This window comes from Caballeronia sp. DA-9 (assembly GCF_051615025.1).
Lineage (GTDB): Bacteria > Pseudomonadota > Gammaproteobacteria > Burkholderiales > Burkholderiaceae > Caballeronia > Caballeronia sordidicola.
Genome location: NZ_CP195134.1, coordinates 48,520 through 66,728 on the forward strand (window position 1 = coordinate 48,520; position 18,209 = coordinate 66,728).

Here is an 18,209-nt window from a genome sequence, read left to right on the forward strand (position 1 = left end):
CATGAACCGGAAACGGAGGTGCGGCGTGACTGAGGGATCGTTTCTTAAAAATGGTCGTCCACGAACTGCATTTTTGTTTGGCGAGACTCGGTTTCCGTCGTGCTACGCGCCCGTTGCGAATGTCCGCTGTCGAGAAAGTCAAGCGGCCGTCGAGGGTCGGGTTCTGCCGATCAATGTCGGACAAATGCCCACCATAAACTAGCACTCGACTTGCAATTTTCATTGTCCGCGATCGTTCGCATTACGAACAGTGCTGACTGGGAATTGGAGTTCTACATTATTTAGGTGCGACCGCGTGGTCTACCCTGCGCAATGTCGCCTGTCGGGAGCCGTCTAATCACCCGACATGGTCGGCCCCGTTGACAGCCGTCCATTGGGGGTCGAATCGACAAATTCGGACGCGACGAAATCTGCGAACGCGCGCGCGGACGGTTTGGCCGCCCGGCCCGCCGGCAGAATAACGTGGATATCGCCCGATCCGATGTCCCAGCCGCTGAGCACCCTGAGCAACGTGCCGTTTTTTAGCTCTTCGGCGCAGCCAAGCAAGCCCGACGAAACGATACCGAGCCCAGCGAGTGCAGCAGCGACCGCCGCTTCATTGCTGTTGAGCACGAAGCGCGCTTTCATACGAACCGATGTGGTGCCGCCGTCCTTGCTGAATGTCCACGCGTCCGGCCCACGGCCCGCGGGCCCGAGGATCAGCGCGTGGCGCGACAGATCGTCGGGCGTATCCGGCGTACCTGTTTTAGCAAGGTAAGCGCGCGAAGCAGCGAGCACGCGTGGTGTCACGGCGAGCTTGCGGGCCACCGCATTGGTGGAATCGGCCAAGGGGCCGATCCGTACGGCTAGGTCAACCGATCCGCTGACAAGATCCTGCCGGTGGTCGGCGAGCACGAACTCGACGCGCAACGCCGGATGCGCGTCCGTGAAGCGACTAAGTGCAGGCAGGATTGCCCGAATCGCAAACGACGTGGACATCGCAACACGCAGCAGCCCGCGCAGCTCGCCGCTACCGCGTGCGGCGTGGTCCGCTTCGTCCACTGCCACGAGGATCGCTTCGGCGCGCTCCAAGTACCCCCAACCAGCTTCTGTCAGCGTGACTGCGCGTGTGGTACGCGTCAGTAGTGCGGCTCCCACGCGCCGCTCTAATTCGCTGACGATGCGCGACACGCTCGGCTGCGACATTCCCAACTCCCTTGCAGCGCCTGAAAAACTGCCGGCGCGTGCAACGCATGCGAACACATACATAGACAGAAATCGATCATTCATTTTATTTTCGGATAAAACTTAGTTGGTTTAGCTTACTACCATTAAAAACCGAATAATGGAAGGATGGTGGCTTGCACTGCACCCGCATTGCGTAGAATCGTAAGAGAAGGACATCGAGCCATGCCGTCCCCAGCAATTCCCTCCCTTTTCACACCGGTCCGCTTCGGTGCGATCGAGTTACGAAATCGCATCGTCATGGCATCAATGACGCGCGGACGCTCAAGCAATGCCGGGCTGGTGCCGACGCCGCTCCATGTCGAGTACTACCGGCAGCGTGCGTCGGCGGGACTTTTGATGAGCGAAGCCGTATGGGTTAGTCAGCGCGCGATTGGTTTCGTTAACGTGCCAGGCCTGTTCACGAGCGAACAGCTTGCGGGGTGGCGTGCCGTCACCGACGCGGTCCACGCCGAAGGCGGGCGAATATTCGCGCAGCTCGCCCATTCGGGCGCGGTTTCGCATCCCGACTTCTTCGACGGTGACTTGCCGCTCGCGCCTTCAGCGATCAATCCCGGCTTGCGGTCGTTCACACCGGGAGGCTTCAAAGACACCGTCACCCCGCGTGCAATGTCCACCGAGGAAATTCACGCGACAGTCGATGACTACCGGATAGCGGCGCGCAATGCAAAGCTCGCCGGATTCGACGGTGTCGAACTGCATTGCGCGACTACGTACCTGCTGCCTGAATTCCTCAACAGCGCGTTAAACCGCCGCACCGATGCATACGGCGGCAATGCCGCAAACCGGGCGCGCATCGTGTTTCAAGTCCTCGAGGCGATGATTGCCGAATGGGGACCGGGCCGCGTCGGCATCAAGCTCGCGCCAACATTTGCGATGGGCGGTTTCGGTCCAACCCATGAAACGCCATCAACTTACGATTATCTTGTGGACGGCTTGAACGGACTTTCCCTATCGCACTTGCAGATCGTGAGAGCGCGGGAAAACCTCCACGGAACGCCCGTGGCGGCCTTGCAAGATACGGTTGCGTATTATCGGGCACGTTTTCGTGGGACCCTGGTCGCCAATGGCGGCTTCGATCGCAATGTCGCCGATGCCGCCGTTCGCTCGGAGGCGGCCGATCTCGTCTCTTTCGCGACGCCGTTCATCGGGAATCCGGATTTGGTCGAGCGCCTGCGCCATGAATTACCGCTTTCACCGTCGGATTCCAAAACCTACTACCAAGGCGGTGCGCGCGGGTACATCGACTACCCGCTTGCCGAGCGCGACCGTAGTGCTGGCACTTGACACTTAACACGACACCTGTTTCTGCAATGCCCAACGCTTACCAAGGAGCAATGATGATGGAATCCACTCCCGGCCCTGCGCCCTCGCATGTTGTCCGCGCGGCCGAAGGAAAACGGTTCGACGTGCTTGGCGCGCATCTCGTCTGGAAAGCACGCGGCGAGGACACTGAGAACACCTTCACCGTTGCCGTGCAGAGCTTGTCGGCGCAGGAAAGCATCCCGAGACACCAGCACCGCTATGCGGAGGTTTTCTACATCTTGTCCGGCGAGGTCGAGTTCACGCTTTTCGACGGGCCGAATGCCAACACGTACACATTAGGTGCGGGTGACTCCGTGATGGTTGCCGCAAGCAGCGACCATGGCATACGCAATGCAACGAATGAGCAGGCGACGCTGCTCGATATCGCATCAGTCAGTCACCAGCATTTCTTCGACACTGTACAGCGCGAAGCTCCGCAATGGAGCGCCCTCACGCCTGAGGAAACCATGCACCGCGTCGGCGAGATCGGTCGGAAGCATACGCTGGAGTTCTGGCAGCCAGAATGAGGGGTGGGTGTTGTTGCCACGACAGATTGCTCAGGCCTGCGGTGGCGCATATGCCCACGGTCGTGTGCATGCAGGATGGCTGGTTACCGACGAATTCTGTTCATCTGATCTCGACATTCGGAGGTCCTTTGCGGGGTCGAGTATTGCCCATTGGCAGTTGGCAGTTGGCAGTTGGCACAGACTAACTTTCTCTTCGCCTGAAAGGGGAGTTTTTATGGAAACGACAGCCAGCAACGCCACGGCGCGTGTGCCGTTGAATAAAGGCAACTCAAACGGGCATAAGTCGCCGCTGAAGCTCGAGGATATTTGGGCCATTCGGATCCGACTGCAATTGCGTGGACCGCAATGATCCTGTCAACACAGAATGCCCGTCACACATGGGGTTGGTAGCCTGTGTTGACAGTATTATTTCCACTCCAAACGAAATAAAAACGTCAATTCGCATAAGTCCGCATTAAATACGTCAATTCGCGTCCTAGAATTCAAATCCCGTCCGTAAGGTCTTGATCTTATGGAAAATCCTCCGTACATTTCGAAGCCGATCGCGGTTGCTCGTCCGCGCGGCGCACACCGCTTTGAAGTCTTCAGCCCGAAGCTAGCGCGTCGGCTTACCTTGCATCATCGCGGCGCGCTGGATCAGTGGGTGCTGATCGAATCGGACTCGTCGATCAGCACGTTCTGCGAACGTCCCGCCTTCGTGCTGATCGACGGCCGTCGCTATCTGGCGGATTTTTGGGTAAAGAGCGGCGACCGCGAAGAATTGCTTGTCCTGGCAAATTCGGTTGCGAGCGACAAGAGCGAAACGGACGCTGATCTCAAAGCATTATGTTTTTCGGTTCGCTGCGTCCAGCACGCCGAGCTTGCCGCCGCTCGCGTCTGGATCGATAACTGGCGGCGGATGCTCCCCTGCATTGTCGCGACGCGAGGCCTCCTTCCGATTTCATTGCTGGATGGCATCGAGCGCTTCATTGATCGTCCCCAGCAGCTCATTACGATTGAGCGAGAGTTCTCAACAGGGGACCCCACACTTGTGCGAGCGGCAATTTTCGCTTTGCTTCACGCGGGACGCTTGAGCGCTCCCGACCTGCATACTGAAGCGCTGTCATTGCTCACTCCCTTCGCGCCGGTTGACGCAACATCATGAACCGCCGCAAGCCTGAGTTCGAAGCGCTTGACGTGACGCTCTGGCCGACCGTCGCATACACCGAGTTTGACGAAACGGAGCGACGCGTTTTTCGGACAAGAATGCAGGCAATCGAGGGCTACGCTCGCGGCGAATCAGTCACGAACATCGAGCGCTCGACGGGCGTTAACCGGCGGCAGCTTTATCGATGGCTGGAACGCGCCTTGGCGCTTCATGCTGATGGACGTATCTACGGATATCGGGCGCTAATCGCCCGGGTGCGTATTAACGAATACGTGCGCATCAGCCCGGTGATTGTTCGTGGCGAACGAGGTTCCCGCGGTACAGCCGGTGCACTTTCTCAGCTATTTGAACGCTTTCCGACGCTCTCGGTGTGGTTGCAACTTCAGGTTAAGCGCCGGCGCGTGATGCTAGAACAGATTCACACCGACGGCCAATTACGAACTCGCCTTCGCGGACTTACGTCGTTGCACGACGAATTTCTCAACCAGTGCCGAGCAGTGGGGCTAACGGCAGCGGATTATCCGTTCGATACCGCCGGTCGTGCGATTCGCTCACTCTCCGTACGCGTAAAGGCTGAGATGCTCCGCCGCTTTAGCGTCGCGGCGCATTCGGCGGGTGCGTCACATCTGAAAGGGCTTCCACAAGAGCCCAATGATCGATCGGCGCCGGTCGCAACTCGGCCTTACCAAGTCGTGGAGTTCGACGGGCATCGCCTGGATATTCGTCTCAAGGTGGTCGTGCGCGATCCGCTTGGGTTTGAACACGAATTCGAAATCGAACGGGTGTGGTTGCTGGTGATTATCGATGTCTGCACGCGCGCTGTGTTGGGCCATCACTTGGTGCTCGCCCGCGAATATAGCCGCTATGACGTCGTCAAGACGATTGAGAAGGCGCTTGAGCCGCACCGCCCGCGTTCTTTCACGATTTCTGGTCTTGCTTACGGCGCGCACGATGGATTCCCCTCTGGGCGACTATTGGAACTCGCTTATGTGACGTGGGAGTGGATGAAGCTGGACAATGCGAAGGCGAATCTTGCCAATGAAACGCTCAGTGCGTTGTGCGAGTTTGTCGGCTGCTGCGTAGATGCCGGGCCGAAATACAGTCCAGACGAACGGCCCTACATCGAACGATTTTTCGGGACGATAGCAAGTCGGCTTTCGTCGCGAATGCCCGGTTATACAGGTTCTCACCCAAAAGACCTCCGCCGTGCACTGGGCGACCCGAAGGGGGACCTTCGGCTATTCGTGTCGTTCGACGAACTTGAAGAGCTTGTCGAATACACGATGGCGAGCTACAACGGCACGCCGCACAATGGGTTGAACAACGTCACGCCGCTCGAAGCGATGGAATATTTCATCCGCGGTAGACAAACGCTTGTGACATGGCTGGTCGAGCATCATCGCCGCACGTTGTGCCTGATGCAATCGGCTCGTCGCTGTCGGGTGCGCGCCTATCTAGATCGCGGAATACGACCACACATTAACTTGCACGGCGTGCGCTATACCAATTATGTGCTCGCAACCGGCACACATTTGATTGGCCGCCATTTGCTTGTCTATATGAACGCGGACGACTTGCGATGCGTGCGAGCGTTTCTCGCGGACGGCACTGAGTTGGGGATACTTGACGCGCAGGGAGCGTGGCGAGTTGTGCCACACAACCTCAAATTGCGACAAGAAATCCGGAAGTTGCGCGGAAGCCGGCGTCCTCAGCACGCGGGCGATGCAAACCCGATCGAAGCATACGTAAAGGCGAAGTTCGCAGAGGCGAAAAAGACGCGCAAGGCGGCGACCGAACTGGCGCAAGTGGTGCGGGTTTTAGCGGACGCGCCAACCGCGCGAACCCCTGCAGGTCCACGTCGGCCAATCAGAAGCACGCGTGGTGATGCGCCGACGATCGCATCCGCCGCGGACTGCGGAACGTCGGGGAGCAGTAAAGCTAGCACAGCAGACATGCCGTCCACGCAACAAGCGCCGGCTCGGCCACGCAAGTTGTCGATCGGTACAGGCCAGGTCTTCTAGTCGACTGCTTATTTCGGGAGGTACAACATGTCGCTCCAGGTTCCGCGTCCGATTGATCCTTCATTGCATCCACTAGCCACCGGCAATTATCGGATTGCAACGCCGGCGATCCAGGAGTTTTACGATTTGGTCAGTCGTTGTCTGCGATATCGAATCATGGGCGCACTCATCTATGGCCCATCGCGAATCGGCAAGACCCGTTCGATCGAATACGTGCGACTGCTGTTCGCTCGCAATTATCCGAAGGTCACCAGCTACCACGCACAATGCGAGCACAAACCGCGACATGCCGAAGGGCCATTCTTCGCCAACCTCCTCGAAGCCGTCAGGCACCCAGAGCCTAACGCGGGCAGCAACCCCGCCAAGCGGATGCGGCTGACCGCCAAAATCCGGGAGGCGGCAGCCCGCGCTGGCAGCGGAACCGTCTTGCTCTTCTGCGACGAGGCGCAGCGTTACAACGAGAACGAATACGAGTGGCTCCGAGACGTACACGACGCGCTCGATCGTCAGCAGATCAAGCTGTTCACCTTCCTTGTCGGTCAGGAGGAACTGCTCGCGCAGAAAACAAGTTTGCAGATTACGGGCAAGACTCAGATCGTCTCGCGGCTTATGGTGGAGGAACTACCGTTTTATGGCATCCGAAACGCTGAGGACGTTGCAACGTGCCTCCTCGGCTACGACGAGACCACCTATCCGGAAGGCAGCGCATGGACATTCACCCGCTTCTATCTTCCGCAGGCGTTTGATTCTGGATACCGGCTGGTGAGCGACGCGCACGTGCTATGGCGTGCGTTTGAAACCGCGCATCATAAGGCTAACTTGCCCGGGCGATTGGAAATTCCGATGGAATCATTCGTCCGTGCCGTAGAGATTTTGTTGAAGGAGAGCGAAGTGCGCGATAGCCGAGGTTATTGCCCAGAGGAAGCTTTTTGGTCCCATGCGGTCCAGCATTGCGGCTATGTTCAGTCTCGTCATGCTACCGGTCGCGTCCTCATCACCGCGTAAAGCGGCAAGTTCGCCGCTACGGTTTCCGATCCTTTCGCTCGACGAGCGCAAGCTCACGCCGGCGTTGGGCTACGCATTCAGCACCAAATGGCTCGATCCTTGTGAGTCGCTAGTGTCGATCCTATGGAAGTTTGGCCAAGCGAACGGTTTGCCAGGATACATCGTCGCCCGTCAGTTAAGTGCTGACGCCGACCCGTACGAAGGCGTGGCGCCACTGGCGGAGTCAATCGATATTCGGCGTGTATGCGACACGCTGCTGATGTCGCCGAAGGCGCTACGTGCCTCCCTGTTCATTGGGGCGCCGCGCCGTCGTTATTGCACCATTTTCCGATACTGCAGGAAATGTGTGATGCGTGGGTATCATAGCGTGCTGCATCAGTTGGAGACGGAGGTTGTCTGCCCGGCTCATCAAAGGCCCTTGGAAACCGCGTGCCGGCGCTGCGGTTTTGAGGCCCAGTGCGTGCTGAGCGCGAGATTTCTCGAGACGCCGTTCCGTTGTTCGTACTGTCGCGCTGGCTACAGCTACAACGTGTTTTCCATTCTAAAGCGACGACCGATGGACAAAAGCGAAAGAGTCGCGATCACTCGGCGGTATTTCGAGCGGTACTTAACGTGATGCAGCGCTGCTCAGTCGGACGTTTCGCTACTTTCATCGCTTGCCAAACGCAGCGCCGATCTGCCGAGCGCGTTTCACCTCGTCGCTGTGCAGGTAGATCGACGTGGTTGCAATCGAGGCATGCCGAAGATTGTCACGCACGGTGGTGAGTTCCGCCCCGCGTGCCAAAGCATGAGATGCATGGGTATGCCGCATCCAGTGGGGGCTGGCGCGCCGAAGTTTTTCGGCCAGCGCAGGATTGTCCGTGCCGATGACATCGCCGGCCAGCGTAAAGAAGCGACGCATCACGATCCATAGCCGTGAGCCGCTAATCCCGGTCATGCTGTCCTGTTCGTTGCGGGCAATCAGCGGCGTCGAAGGATCCCAACGTACCCGTGTAACAGGCAGTTGGCGCTGCAAAAGATAATGATCGAGCGCCGAGCGGGCTAACGGAGGCAACGCCACCGTGCCAAGCCGGCTTCCTTTGCCGATCAGATGTAGCCAGTGATCGCCATGTTCGTCAACACGGATGTCTCGGAGCGATGCGCCAACAAGCTCGCTTACGCGCAGGCCTGTGGCGTATGCGAAGTCGAGCATGAAGCGAACCCGCTGCGCGGCGGGCGCCTCCCAGCCATACGACCATTCGAGGCCATCTGCGATCATGCGCACCAGCAACCATTCCGGCTCATTAAAGTGGCGAGAACCGTCAAGGGGGACGACGCGAGTACGCGCTCGAACCTTAACCCCGGCAAAGGGGTTGGCCAGCACGTAGCGCTGCTCGATCAGCCAGCGAAATAGCGCGCCGAGTACCGACAGCGCATACGCGGCGGACCTCGCTGAAAGGCAACCCACAAATGGGCGCCAGTCGGGGGCGTGACGTGGTCGGGGCGGTCCAACCCACCGATCGCGTGGCGTGGGCCGACGCAGAAAGCTGCGGAAAGTGATCGCGTCTTCCGTCGTGAGGGACGAAAGCGCACGGCTCCGTTCGACGATGGCCCAGAGGATCAGACGTTCTGCCTCTTTTCGATAGGCGCGCTGCGTCGCCGGCGTCTCGTGCAAAGCGAGCCACGCCTGCACAGCCTCATGATCGTTTGTCGCGTCGAGGATGCATGCGTTCTGCGGTGCCCGGAAACTGCCGCGTGACCCGTCGACCTCATGTGGCAATTGCAACCTCTCCCAGGGGACAACATTGGTAGGCGAGGACACGGCAATTAGCGCCCGTGCGCGTTCCGTCAGTTGAGGATGGGACTCGAAAAACGCCTCGATCTTTCGGGCGCTTGTTTGTCCGAGCCCGGTTATTGCGCGCCACCAGCCTCGCCTGCGCGGTACTCGCAGGGTCAAGTCAGCCAGCGTCCGGATGCCGTGGTTGCGCAGCACACGCGCCGCACGTGGCGTTAGCCACAGACTGACGTTGTCTGCGATTTGCGGCTGCGGAACAGGGAGTGCGCGCAACAGCTCGATCGCGTGCGCGACCGCGCTGGCTCTAGTCATCCGCTCGCCGACGGCGTGCTCTAGGAGTGCACCTAGATCGCTACGCTGGCGCTGTCGGGCGAATTCAATCAGTTGATGCCGAATGCTGCCAATAAGACTGCGTGCAGACGCACCGATAACCCGATCATTCGGTAAGTAACGGTCCACTGCCGCCCGGGAGGACAGTCCCGCATACCAACCGCGCAGCGCAGCGAGCCGATCTGCATCGGGAAACGAGGCCGATGAGGAATCGGGCGCGGACGATTGGGCTAAGCGCGATTTCATAAACGCCAGTTTAGGTCAGAAATACAGCTAACGCGATAAGAAGGATTATCGCAACAGCGTCAATTTATTCGAACACGAGCACCAGCTTAGAACGCTCTATTTGTGCCTTAAAGACTAACTCCTCAGCTTCCATCTCTACAATTGCATAGTTTAGGTTGCTTGCGGGTCGTGAGGAGGTACGCACTCAGTCCGCAAACTCAGGTTCTTTCGGCGCTGCCGCAGCCTTAAATTGGCAATGACTGGGATTCTGTGTTCGCAAACTGTCGACATCTCGCGTCTTAGCCGTTAACAGTTAGACGCTATGGTTCGCCCATTCTGGCATGCTTCGCTCTCTTCTTTCCTAATCGCGGTACTGACCTGTCTATTGGTGGTGTTCGTGCTTGAGGTGGTGTCCTTGCTTGAGGCAGCGTTCCGGCTCGATGAGTTGTACCTCTGGGAATTAGCGTCCGGATAATGGTGGTCGCCGTCAGCAAACGCATGTGTAGAAGAAACCATCGTGGCAAACGCGCTAACGGTGAGCAGAAAAATTTTCATCTTTATTCTCCATGACTTTTTAACGCGCCGCATTTCGGCGCTCAAAGCCATTTTGCTTCTTGCTCAATGAACCGGCAGTGGCCGCGAGATGACCATTCGGTCATGTGGATGACCCCTCGCCGCGCGCCTCGGATTTGAAAACCGATCGGCACATATCATCGTCAGGCATGGCGACAGAATACGAGCATGCAGACTCGAAATTTGTCCCCAACAAGTACAACAAGTGTTCGTCGGTCCGCACTTTCGGTTGCTAGCGTGGGGTCAAATGAAACCTTTTATTGTCCTGCCTTGACGTTGTTCCACCGCCTTTTCAGTGCCACGATGGCGAGCAAATTCTGCGGCAGGGCTGACCGTCTAAAAGACACAGATTGTGGCTGCTGCAAAAGCTGGGATAAACCTCCGAAGCAAGGCCTCCGGGTGAAGGCGATTAAGCCGCGCTGAAACAACGAAATCTCGTTGGGCCAATCGCCATGTCGGCTAACACGACTGTCGGGCTCGCCGACCGCGCGCAATCCGTTTGCAACATCTCCTGAACGCAGCTCACTCCCAACCAATTACTTAGCGTCGTGCTTGATCTGCCACTGTTGCATGACGCCAATTTCCTTCTCCTGTTCCGAAATGATGTTTTGCGCCAGTTTTCGCGCCTCCGGGTCCTTGCCATATTTCAGTTCTACCTGTGCCATGTCGATTGCACCCTGGTGATGTGGAATCATCCCGGCGATGAAATCTTTGTCTGCGTCGCCCGAGAGCGGTATGTCCATGCGTTGCATCATGGTTTGTCGACCAGACATGAAAGCGTCGGTGGAGGGACTCTTGCTTGAACCAGCCGCGTCCTTGCCCATCGACATTCCAGCCATCGCCCCGCTCGCCGGGGTTTGACCTTGTGAGGGGATGGCGCTTAACGAGCCGATAGCGACGGCGATGCTCAGCACGACGGTTTTGAGAGAAGAATTATTTTTCACGACAACCTCTATAAGTAAGTGGCGGGTGGACTATCGGAAATGTGAGGCTTTTGGCTTTCGACAGAACTGCTTTCTGCTACTGATGATTGCGGTGCCCGTGATGCTCGTTAGAGGCTGAAGCACTGCTTGAAGGGGCCGCATCGTGGCCGTTATTCTGAGCGTGATTATGGCCGCCACGGTCGCGACCACCTTTGTTCATCATCTTCATCATTTCCGGACCACCGCTCTTAAAGAACACGAGCACAAGCACGGCGCTAACGGCCGCGAAGATGATGTTCAGAACCGTCGTGTAGTTGAAGGTAATGGTCTCGGTCAGAATGCTGACATTGCGCTGATGAGGAATCAGACTGGCAACGCCAAAAATGAGTTCGACCGCGAGCGCGGCCACTACCATCGCAATGTAGAAGGTCACGAGCATGTACCATGTCATCCTGCCACCGTAGTATTTCCGGTAAATGTTCAGGATGGGTGGGATGATGAGGTCGCCAAAGATGAAGGCCGCAACCCCCCCAAAGCTGATGCCGCCGTTCCATAGGACGGCCGCAAGCGGAACATTACCGACCGAGCAAGTGAAGGAGATTACCGCGATAAACGGTCCGACAAATGCGCCCCAAATCATCGCCGCGACGGGATGGTCCACCAAAAAGAACGCTTTCCAGAATTCGTTTGGCACCCAGGCGCCCAGCGCACCCGCAACGAGCAGGCCAATGCCGATGTCACGCCACAGCATGGCCCAATTCATCACAAACGAATGGCTGATGTTGACCCAGCCCGCTTTGGACAAACGGTCCTTCCAAGTGCCACTTTGCTCGCCCATTGACATCGCTGCATGGCCTTCCATTGAACCTGCGATACCCTTTTCAGCTTGTTCGAGAGCAGACTTCTTCAGTGAATCTTTGAGAGTCAAGCGAAAGAGCAAGACTAAGACCGCAATCATGATTGGACCGCCAATGAACTCGGCGGCTGCAAAGTGCCAGGAAATCAACACCCACATCAGCACTCCCAGTTCTAGCACCAGGTTGGTGGCCGCAAATTGGAACGCCATAGCAGCCGTAAAATCTCCGCCCTTGCGGACAATGGAACGCGCCATCGCGACGGCTGCATAGGAGCACGACGACGAAGCCGCACCCAACGCACTCGCCTTCACTATCGATTTTGCCTTGTCATCAGGCAGCAGCAGCGACATCTCGCCTTTCGAAATCGCGACCTCGATAATCGCCGAGAACAGAAAACCCAGGCAGAGGCCCCAGAAGATGTCCCAGAACATCGTGAAAGACATCCACAGCGCGTGACCGATTGCCATCAAGACGCTCATCTCGTTCTCCTTGACCTATAGGCGATTACATTCAACCAAGCGGTGCGCGATCGGGGAAGTAAATGCCGTGCGGAGACTTTCCAACGTGAATGGTGTTGACCAGCTTCATTGTCTGCAGGTCAATCACACCGACGAATCGAGTGAAGCGGAAGGTGACCCAGAGGTATCGCTTATCCGGTGTCAGTTCCATGTCATCGGGGCCCGGCAGGAGCCCTGTAATCGTGTTCAGCACCGTGAGCGACTGAAGGTCGACAACGCTGATGGTGCTCCCTACGCGATTGGTAACGAGTACACGGCGTCCATCGGCCATCGACCGGAAGTTGTGGGCTCCCCGGTCTGTGTGAATAGTATTGATGACCTTTTGCGTACGCCAGTCGACGACGGCCACGTAATCGGCGCCTGTCATGCCAACCAAAAGGTACTTGTCGTCGGGCGTGAAGAAAAGACCAGCCGGCGCCTTGCCAACCTTCATCTTCCACTTGACGGTTTGCGTATCAAGGTCAAGCGCCGCGAGTTCGTCGGATTCCTGCAGCGTGACGAAGACAGTTTTATTGTCCTTTGTGAATGCGAGGTGGCTTGGCGTGTCCGCTAGGGGTACACGCTTAGCGATTGCAAAGTTGCTTCCGTCGTAGTGGTAGATGTCAACCCGATTCAGCCGGAGTCCCGCCGTGACGAACCACTTTTTGTCGTACGAGAATCCGAGTTGATAAGGGTCTTCGATACCCTCAATCCAGCGCTGAACTTTTCCAGTTCTTGGGTCAAGGAGCACCAAGCTGTTGCTTATTGAATTGGCCACGATGAGCGACTTGTTATCTGGGCTCGCCATCAGGTGGTGAGGCTCTTTGCCGACGGGGAGGGTGTCGGTCACTTTTTGGCTAGCCATGTCAATAAAGCTAACGTTGGCGTCAGACGAATTCAGCACAGTCACAAGTTCAGCGTGGGCCGCGGTCGAACAGACGAGCGCGGAGAGCGTCAGCAAGAATAGGGTCTTCATGTGGTGATAGCCTCTTGAAACACAGCAGAGCTGGATTTCGGAAATAACAATGTGAACGTGGTCAGTCCGTTATGACTTGTCAGGTCGACCTTGCCGCGATGCAACTCCATAATGGACTTGACGATTGCAAGGCCCAGTCCGGAGTTCTTTCCGGACTCATGGCGCGACGGGTCAATGCGATAAAAGCGGTCGAAGATTTTTTCCATGTGCGCTTCGGAAATTGCTACGCCGACATTGCTCACGGAGATCACCGTTGCGTTTGGCAGCTCATCAGCCTTTAGCGAAATGACTGAATCGGGAGCTGCATGGTCCAGCGCGTTGCTCACGAGGTTGCTGACCGCGCGGCGAAACAAGGTCGTGTCTGCATATACGATGCCGCTGGCTTCAATGCCAATGGCATGTCGGCTTTCTTCAGCCATACCTTGAAAATATGAGGCGAGCCGCTGAAATTCCGATTGGACGTCAAGCGCCGTCACCTTGACTGCTTGCTTGACGTTGTCGGTTCGCGCGAGAAAGAGCATATTCTCAATCATGCGTTGCAAGCGTTCGCATTCCTCGATATTCGAGTCGATAAGCGTCTCGTATTCCTCGATGCTGCGCGTCTTTGATAATGTGATTTGCGAAGAGCTGATGACGTTCGCGAGTGGCGTTCTCATGTCGTGCGCCAGGTCCGACGAGAATTGCGATAGTCGCGTAAAAGCGCGCTCAAGGCGGTCCAGCATCCGGTTGACCGATACAGCGATGTCCGTCAGCTCAAGTGGTCCACCTTCGACATTCAATCGCTCACTCAAATTGTCGGCTTCAATGCGTGAAGTTTGTCGCCCGATGCTCTTAACCGGGGTAAGTCCGCGGCGCGCGACGCCGTACCCGAGAAATCCAACCAAAACGGAGCCGGCGGCGGCTGCGAACAAGATGTCGAGGCGGTAGCTTCGGAGAAGCGAGTCACGGTCCGATGCGCTTCTCGCCAAAAGAATGCGGATGTCCTCACCTGAGGGGAGGGTTTCGTCGGCAAAAACACAACGCGCGGCGCCAATCTGAAATGGGCGGCAGGCGTACGGCACGCGCTGCGCGATTCGCGAGCCATATGCAGAGGGAAGGTTTGCCCCGGGTGTCTCGGAGTGGTTGGCAACGATTTTGCCAGATTGGTCCAGGATGGTCAGGTAGACGCCAGGATGGGAGAGCAAGATTTCGTGAAACATGGTCTGGGCGCCATGCACCCCTGCGACCGTGTTGGCGTCGCGTGCAAGTTGTGCGAACTGATTGAGCTTGCCATCAATCTCGATGTCGTCGCGACGCTGAAGTTCGGTATCGAGGGAACTATATAAAAATGCGCCTATGAGCGCGAACACGGCGGCAGCGACCACCAGGAATGCGAGCGCGAGGCGGCCGGAAAGCGAATAGTGCCGGCCGGTGGTGTTCATGTGCGTTCCTCTAAGACGTATCCCATTCCGCGAACTGTGTGCAACAGTTTGCGCTCAAAGGGTGTGTCTACCTTTGCCCGGAGTCGTTTGACCGCGACATCGACGACATTGGTGTCGCTGTCGAAGTTCATGTCCCAGAGCTGCGACGTGATGAAGGTACGCGTGAGCACCTCGCCCTGACGCTCGGCCAATAGTTGAAGGAGCGCGAATTCTTGCGCGGTCAAGTCAATGCGCGTGTTGCCTCGTCTCGCACGGCGCTTGAAGAGCTCGATCTCGAGGTCGGCAATCATGATGACGTCGCGAGCGCCGCGTGGCGAGCGTCGCAGGAGCGACCTGATGCGAGCCAGAAATTCGGCGTAGGCAAATGGTTTCGACAAGTAGTCGTCAGCGCCAAGCTCCAGCCCTTTTACCTTGTCTTCGACGGTGTCGCGCGCAGTGAGCAGTAGCACAGGGGTGGACTTTTGCTCCCGAAGACGCCGCAGCACCTCGAAGCCATCCATCTCGGGAAGCATGACGTCCAGCACCATTACATCGAAGTCTTCGTGCAGCGCGAGGAAAAGACCGTCTTTGCCATTGCTTGCGATGTCAACGTTAAAGCTCGCTTCGGTCAGACCCTTGTGCAGATACGACGTCATTTTCTGCTCATCCTCGACGATAAGTATGCGCATACTGAGCCTCTTATTTTAGTGTTGCGGACAGGGTAGCAATTTAGAGCGATCAATAAGATGGCGGCAAAATGACATTTTTGCCATGTTCGATGCATGGATGACTGAACGGTCATCTTGGAGCCATTGTCTCGTCATGGGGGTGTTGGTAATGTCCTGTTTATCAGCCCTGCGAACCTTACAAGGGGCTAAAACTGCGTGCTAGACTCAAGCCCTATGATTAACTGGCGCAAACTTCTCACGGTCGTGTTGCTGATGCTGAGCCTGTCGGCTCGGGCATTTGGGGCCGCCCCCCTGACCTGCGAGCTTTCGCAGGGCAGCGGAGAAGTTATGTCCAGCGCGCACGACATGCACGAGATGGCGAGTCGCCCGTCGGAAGCGATGACAACCGTCTCTGTCCATGGAGAACATAATCTTCAGGGCGCCATGCACCATCACGGCAGTGGGCATTGCAGTACTTGCGTTTCCTGCTGTGTCGGCGGCGTTCTGCCTCCTATCGCCGCTATCTCGATTCCCAGCCAGGCTGTGCGTGATGTCCCTGTGGACAATGCGTCGGCTGGCTCCGAGCGTTTCTTGACGGGTGGTATTGAAAGACCTCCCCGCCTCATTCTCGCCTGAGTTTGGTCGTCCCGCCGCTGGCGTGACGCTCCCTGTTTCTGACCGCAATTGTTGCTGTCAGCTGAACTCTGCCGAGAGAAATTTCATGCGAATTATTTATGCCGCGCTGCTTAGCGCAGCGGTGGCTTTGCCTTCGTTCGCAAGTGAACCCGCTGCTACCCCAGACCCGACCGACCCGGGCGCACCGGTGCCAGCGGTCGCTGTTCCATTTGCAACGGATGACTACAAGCCTTTTCAGGATAAGCCCGTCGGCTCGTGGCGCGACTTGAACGGCGCTGTCACACCTTCTAAAAAGAACGGCACGGGCATGTCGGGGATGGCCGGCATGGGCGGAATGAGCGGTATGCAAGGGATGAATAAAAATCAGCCTTCGAAAGAAACCCCTCAGCCTTCTTCCGCAAAAGGAAATGGCATGGCGGATATGGACCATTTAAAAATGCCGATCGGCTCACCCGAGCCCGAATCTATGAAAGGCATGGAGGGCATGGAGGGCATGGACATGCAAGACATGGGTGACATGAAGGGCATGAGCGACATGAAGGGTAAGGGTGATATGAAAGGGGAGGCAGGCAGCGACAGCATGCCAGGCATGGACCATTCGAAGATGCCTCCTGACAGCGATTTAAAGCCAGCTCCTGCCGGAAAGCAGGGAATGAAGACGAACAACGGGGAGATGGGCGAATGAAGCCTCAGCTCTTTGCCTCTAGTCGGCTTGTTGCGGCCGTCGGCGTCGTTGCCCTATTTGCTGGCTGCACAACATTCTCCAAGGACGGAGGGTTCAATACCGTCTCCAATGTCGCGTCTGACCGGCTTGGGAAGGATGCGGTCATTGTCAAAACGGCCGCCGATAGAGATTCGGTCTTTAAGCGCACCAAGGAATTGTTGGCGAAGCCCCTTAGCATGGATGACGCGGTACAGGTCGCACTCTTGAACAACCGCGGTTTGCAAGCTTCATATGGTGACCTGGGTATTTCCGAGGCCGACCTTGTGCAAGCCGGGCGGTTGCCGAACCCAGGCTTCTCGTTCAGTCGCACGCATTCCAGCAACGATTTGAGTATCAATCGTACGTTCTCGCTTGGCATCCTGAGTATCTTCACGCTCCCGTTGGCCACACGTATCGAAAGCCGACGCTTCGAGCAGACGAAGCTGTTGACCGCCGATGCGATGCTGAAAGTCGCAGCCGACACCAGGCGCGCCTATGTGAGCGCGGTCGCGGCGCAACAGTCAGTCGCTTACGCTAAACAGGTCAAGGATTCGGCGGAAGCCGTCGCCGAACTGGCTTCGCGCATGCAGCAAGCAGGCAACTTTAGCAAGCTTGACTACGCGCGTGAGCAGGCGTTCTACGCAGATTCGGTCGCTCAATTCGCCAAGACCCGGCAAGAAAGCGTCGTCGCGCGAGAGAAATTGACCCGCCTGATGGGCTTGTGGGGCGCCGGCGCACAGTTCCAGTTACCCGAGCGTCTGCCGGACCTTCCGAAGGACCGTCCCGAGCTGCACGACCTTGAGAGATTTGCTATGCAGAACCGCCTGGACATCCAGGCGGCGAAACTACAGACCCAAGCGGTCGCAACTTCATTGGGGCTGACTCAGGCGACCCGTTTTATCAACGCACTCGACGTCGGCTACGAAAACAATTTCGAAACCGATAAGGGACGCCTGCACGGCTTTGACATTAGCGTCGAGATTCCTCTGTTCGACTGGGGTGGTGCGAAGGTCGGGCGAGCACAAGCCGTGTACATGCAATCCGCCAATCGGCTTGCGGAAACGGCGGTGAATGCGCGTTCCGAAGTGCGCGAATCGTACTCCGCGTATGTCAGCGATTACGACGTCGCAAAGCACTACCGAGACGAGGTCGTGCCGCTTCGCAAAACCATTTCAGATGAGCTCTTGCTGCGCTACAACGGCATGTTGGCAAGCGTGTTCGAGCTGCTCGCTGATTCTCGCGAGCAAGTCGGCGCGGTCAACAGCTACATCGATGCGTTGAAGGAATATTGGATAGCGGAAACCGACCTGCAACAAGCAGTGGGTGGCCGCTTGCCGTCGGTTGCGGTCGCTCAAATGCAATCTATGCCCGAATCCGCAACGCAACCAGCGTCCCCTACAAATTCAGAAGGTAAGTGA

Annotated in this window: 15 protein-coding genes; 8 read left to right on the top strand and 7 right to left on the bottom strand. The window is 57.2% G+C overall.

Translation table 11 applies throughout. The annotated features are described in order from the left end of the window. Nucleotides 1-333: 333 nt before the first annotated feature. Complete coding sequence (locus tag ACRWA7_RS33595) at nt 334-1,269, bottom strand: LysR substrate-binding domain-containing protein (RefSeq protein ID WP_438397093.1); 936 nt, start codon at nt 1,267-1,269, stop codon at nt 334-336. A gap of 120 nt (nt 1,270-1,389) precedes the next feature. On the opposite strand from ACRWA7_RS33595, the gene ACRWA7_RS33600 reads away from it, so the two are divergent. From ACRWA7_RS33600 to ACRWA7_RS33625, 6 genes are all read left to right on the top strand, one after another. Then, a complete protein-coding gene (locus ACRWA7_RS33600; protein WP_438397095.1) occupies nt 1,390-2,511 on the top strand; it encodes an alkene reductase in 1,122 nt (373 codons plus the stop codon). 50 nt (nt 2,512-2,561) lie between these two features. Further along, nucleotides 2,562-3,056: a cupin domain-containing protein gene (locus tag ACRWA7_RS33605; protein ID WP_438397096.1), complete on the top strand. Its 495-nt coding sequence runs from the start codon at nt 2,562-2,564 to the stop codon at nt 3,054-3,056. A 643-nt stretch (nt 3,057-3,699) separates the two neighbouring features. After that, entirely contained in the window at nt 3,700-4,200 is a 501-nt protein-coding gene (locus ACRWA7_RS33610) for a hypothetical protein (protein WP_438397098.1), read from the top strand. Continuing rightward, nucleotides 4,197-6,224 carry an integrase gene (locus ACRWA7_RS33615; protein WP_438397099.1) on the top strand — a complete coding sequence of 676 codons (2,028 nt, stop codon included), beginning with the start codon at nt 4,197-4,199 and terminating at the stop codon, nt 6,222-6,224. Before ACRWA7_RS33610 ends, ACRWA7_RS33615 begins: the two co-directional genes overlap by 4 nt. Nucleotides 6,225-6,251: 27 nt before the next feature. Then, a complete protein-coding gene (locus ACRWA7_RS33620) occupies nt 6,252-7,229 on the top strand; it encodes an AAA family ATPase (RefSeq protein WP_438397101.1) in 978 nt (325 codons plus the stop codon). Next, the gene (locus ACRWA7_RS33625) at nt 7,183-7,845 is read left to right on the top strand and encodes a hypothetical protein (protein ID WP_438397103.1); all 663 of its coding nucleotides are present in this window, start codon (nt 7,183-7,185) and stop codon (nt 7,843-7,845) included. The genes ACRWA7_RS33620 and ACRWA7_RS33625 overlap by 47 nt, the downstream gene beginning before the upstream one ends. A gap of 33 nt (nt 7,846-7,878) precedes the next feature. Here ACRWA7_RS33625 and ACRWA7_RS33630 read toward each other — a convergent pair whose 3' ends face one another. From ACRWA7_RS33630 to ACRWA7_RS33655, 6 genes are all read right to left on the bottom strand, one after another. Then, a complete protein-coding gene (locus ACRWA7_RS33630) occupies nt 7,879-9,579 on the bottom strand; it encodes a phage integrase family protein (RefSeq protein ID WP_438397104.1) in 1,701 nt (566 codons plus the stop codon). Nucleotides 9,580-10,667: 1,088 nt separating this feature from the next. Continuing rightward, the gene (copM, locus tag ACRWA7_RS33635; RefSeq protein WP_438397105.1) at nt 10,668-11,075 is read right to left on the bottom strand and encodes a CopM family metallochaperone; all 408 of its coding nucleotides are present in this window, start codon (nt 11,073-11,075) and stop codon (nt 10,668-10,670) included. Nucleotides 11,076-11,151: 76 nt separating this feature from the next. After that, nucleotides 11,152-12,390, bottom strand: a complete 1,239-nt coding sequence (locus tag ACRWA7_RS33640) for a permease (RefSeq protein WP_438397107.1) — start codon at nt 12,388-12,390, stop codon at nt 11,152-11,154. A gap of 31 nt (nt 12,391-12,421) precedes the next feature. Beyond that, nucleotides 12,422-13,384 (bottom strand): cytochrome D1 domain-containing protein, encoded by a 963-nt coding sequence (locus tag ACRWA7_RS33645; protein ID WP_438397108.1) that lies wholly within the window; start codon nt 13,382-13,384, stop codon nt 12,422-12,424. Continuing rightward, complete coding sequence (locus ACRWA7_RS33650) at nt 13,381-14,805, bottom strand: heavy metal sensor histidine kinase (RefSeq protein WP_438397110.1); 1,425 nt, start codon at nt 14,803-14,805, stop codon at nt 13,381-13,383. Before ACRWA7_RS33650 ends, ACRWA7_RS33645 begins: the two co-directional genes overlap by 4 nt. After that, nucleotides 14,802-15,473, bottom strand: coding sequence for a heavy metal response regulator transcription factor (locus ACRWA7_RS33655; protein WP_438397111.1), 672 nt, complete (start codon nt 15,471-15,473; stop codon nt 14,802-14,804). Before ACRWA7_RS33655 ends, ACRWA7_RS33650 begins: the two co-directional genes overlap by 4 nt. Before the next feature lie 700 nt (nt 15,474-16,173). Between ACRWA7_RS33655 and ACRWA7_RS33660 the strand changes: the two genes are divergently transcribed. Both ACRWA7_RS33660 and ACRWA7_RS33665 read left to right on the top strand, forming a co-directional pair. Then, nucleotides 16,174-16,773, top strand: coding sequence for a hypothetical protein (locus tag ACRWA7_RS33660; RefSeq protein WP_438397113.1), 600 nt, complete (start codon nt 16,174-16,176; stop codon nt 16,771-16,773). After that, nucleotides 16,770-18,209, top strand: a complete 1,440-nt coding sequence (locus tag ACRWA7_RS33665) for a TolC family protein (protein WP_438397114.1) — start codon at nt 16,770-16,772, stop codon at nt 18,207-18,209. The genes ACRWA7_RS33660 and ACRWA7_RS33665 overlap by 4 nt, the downstream gene beginning before the upstream one ends.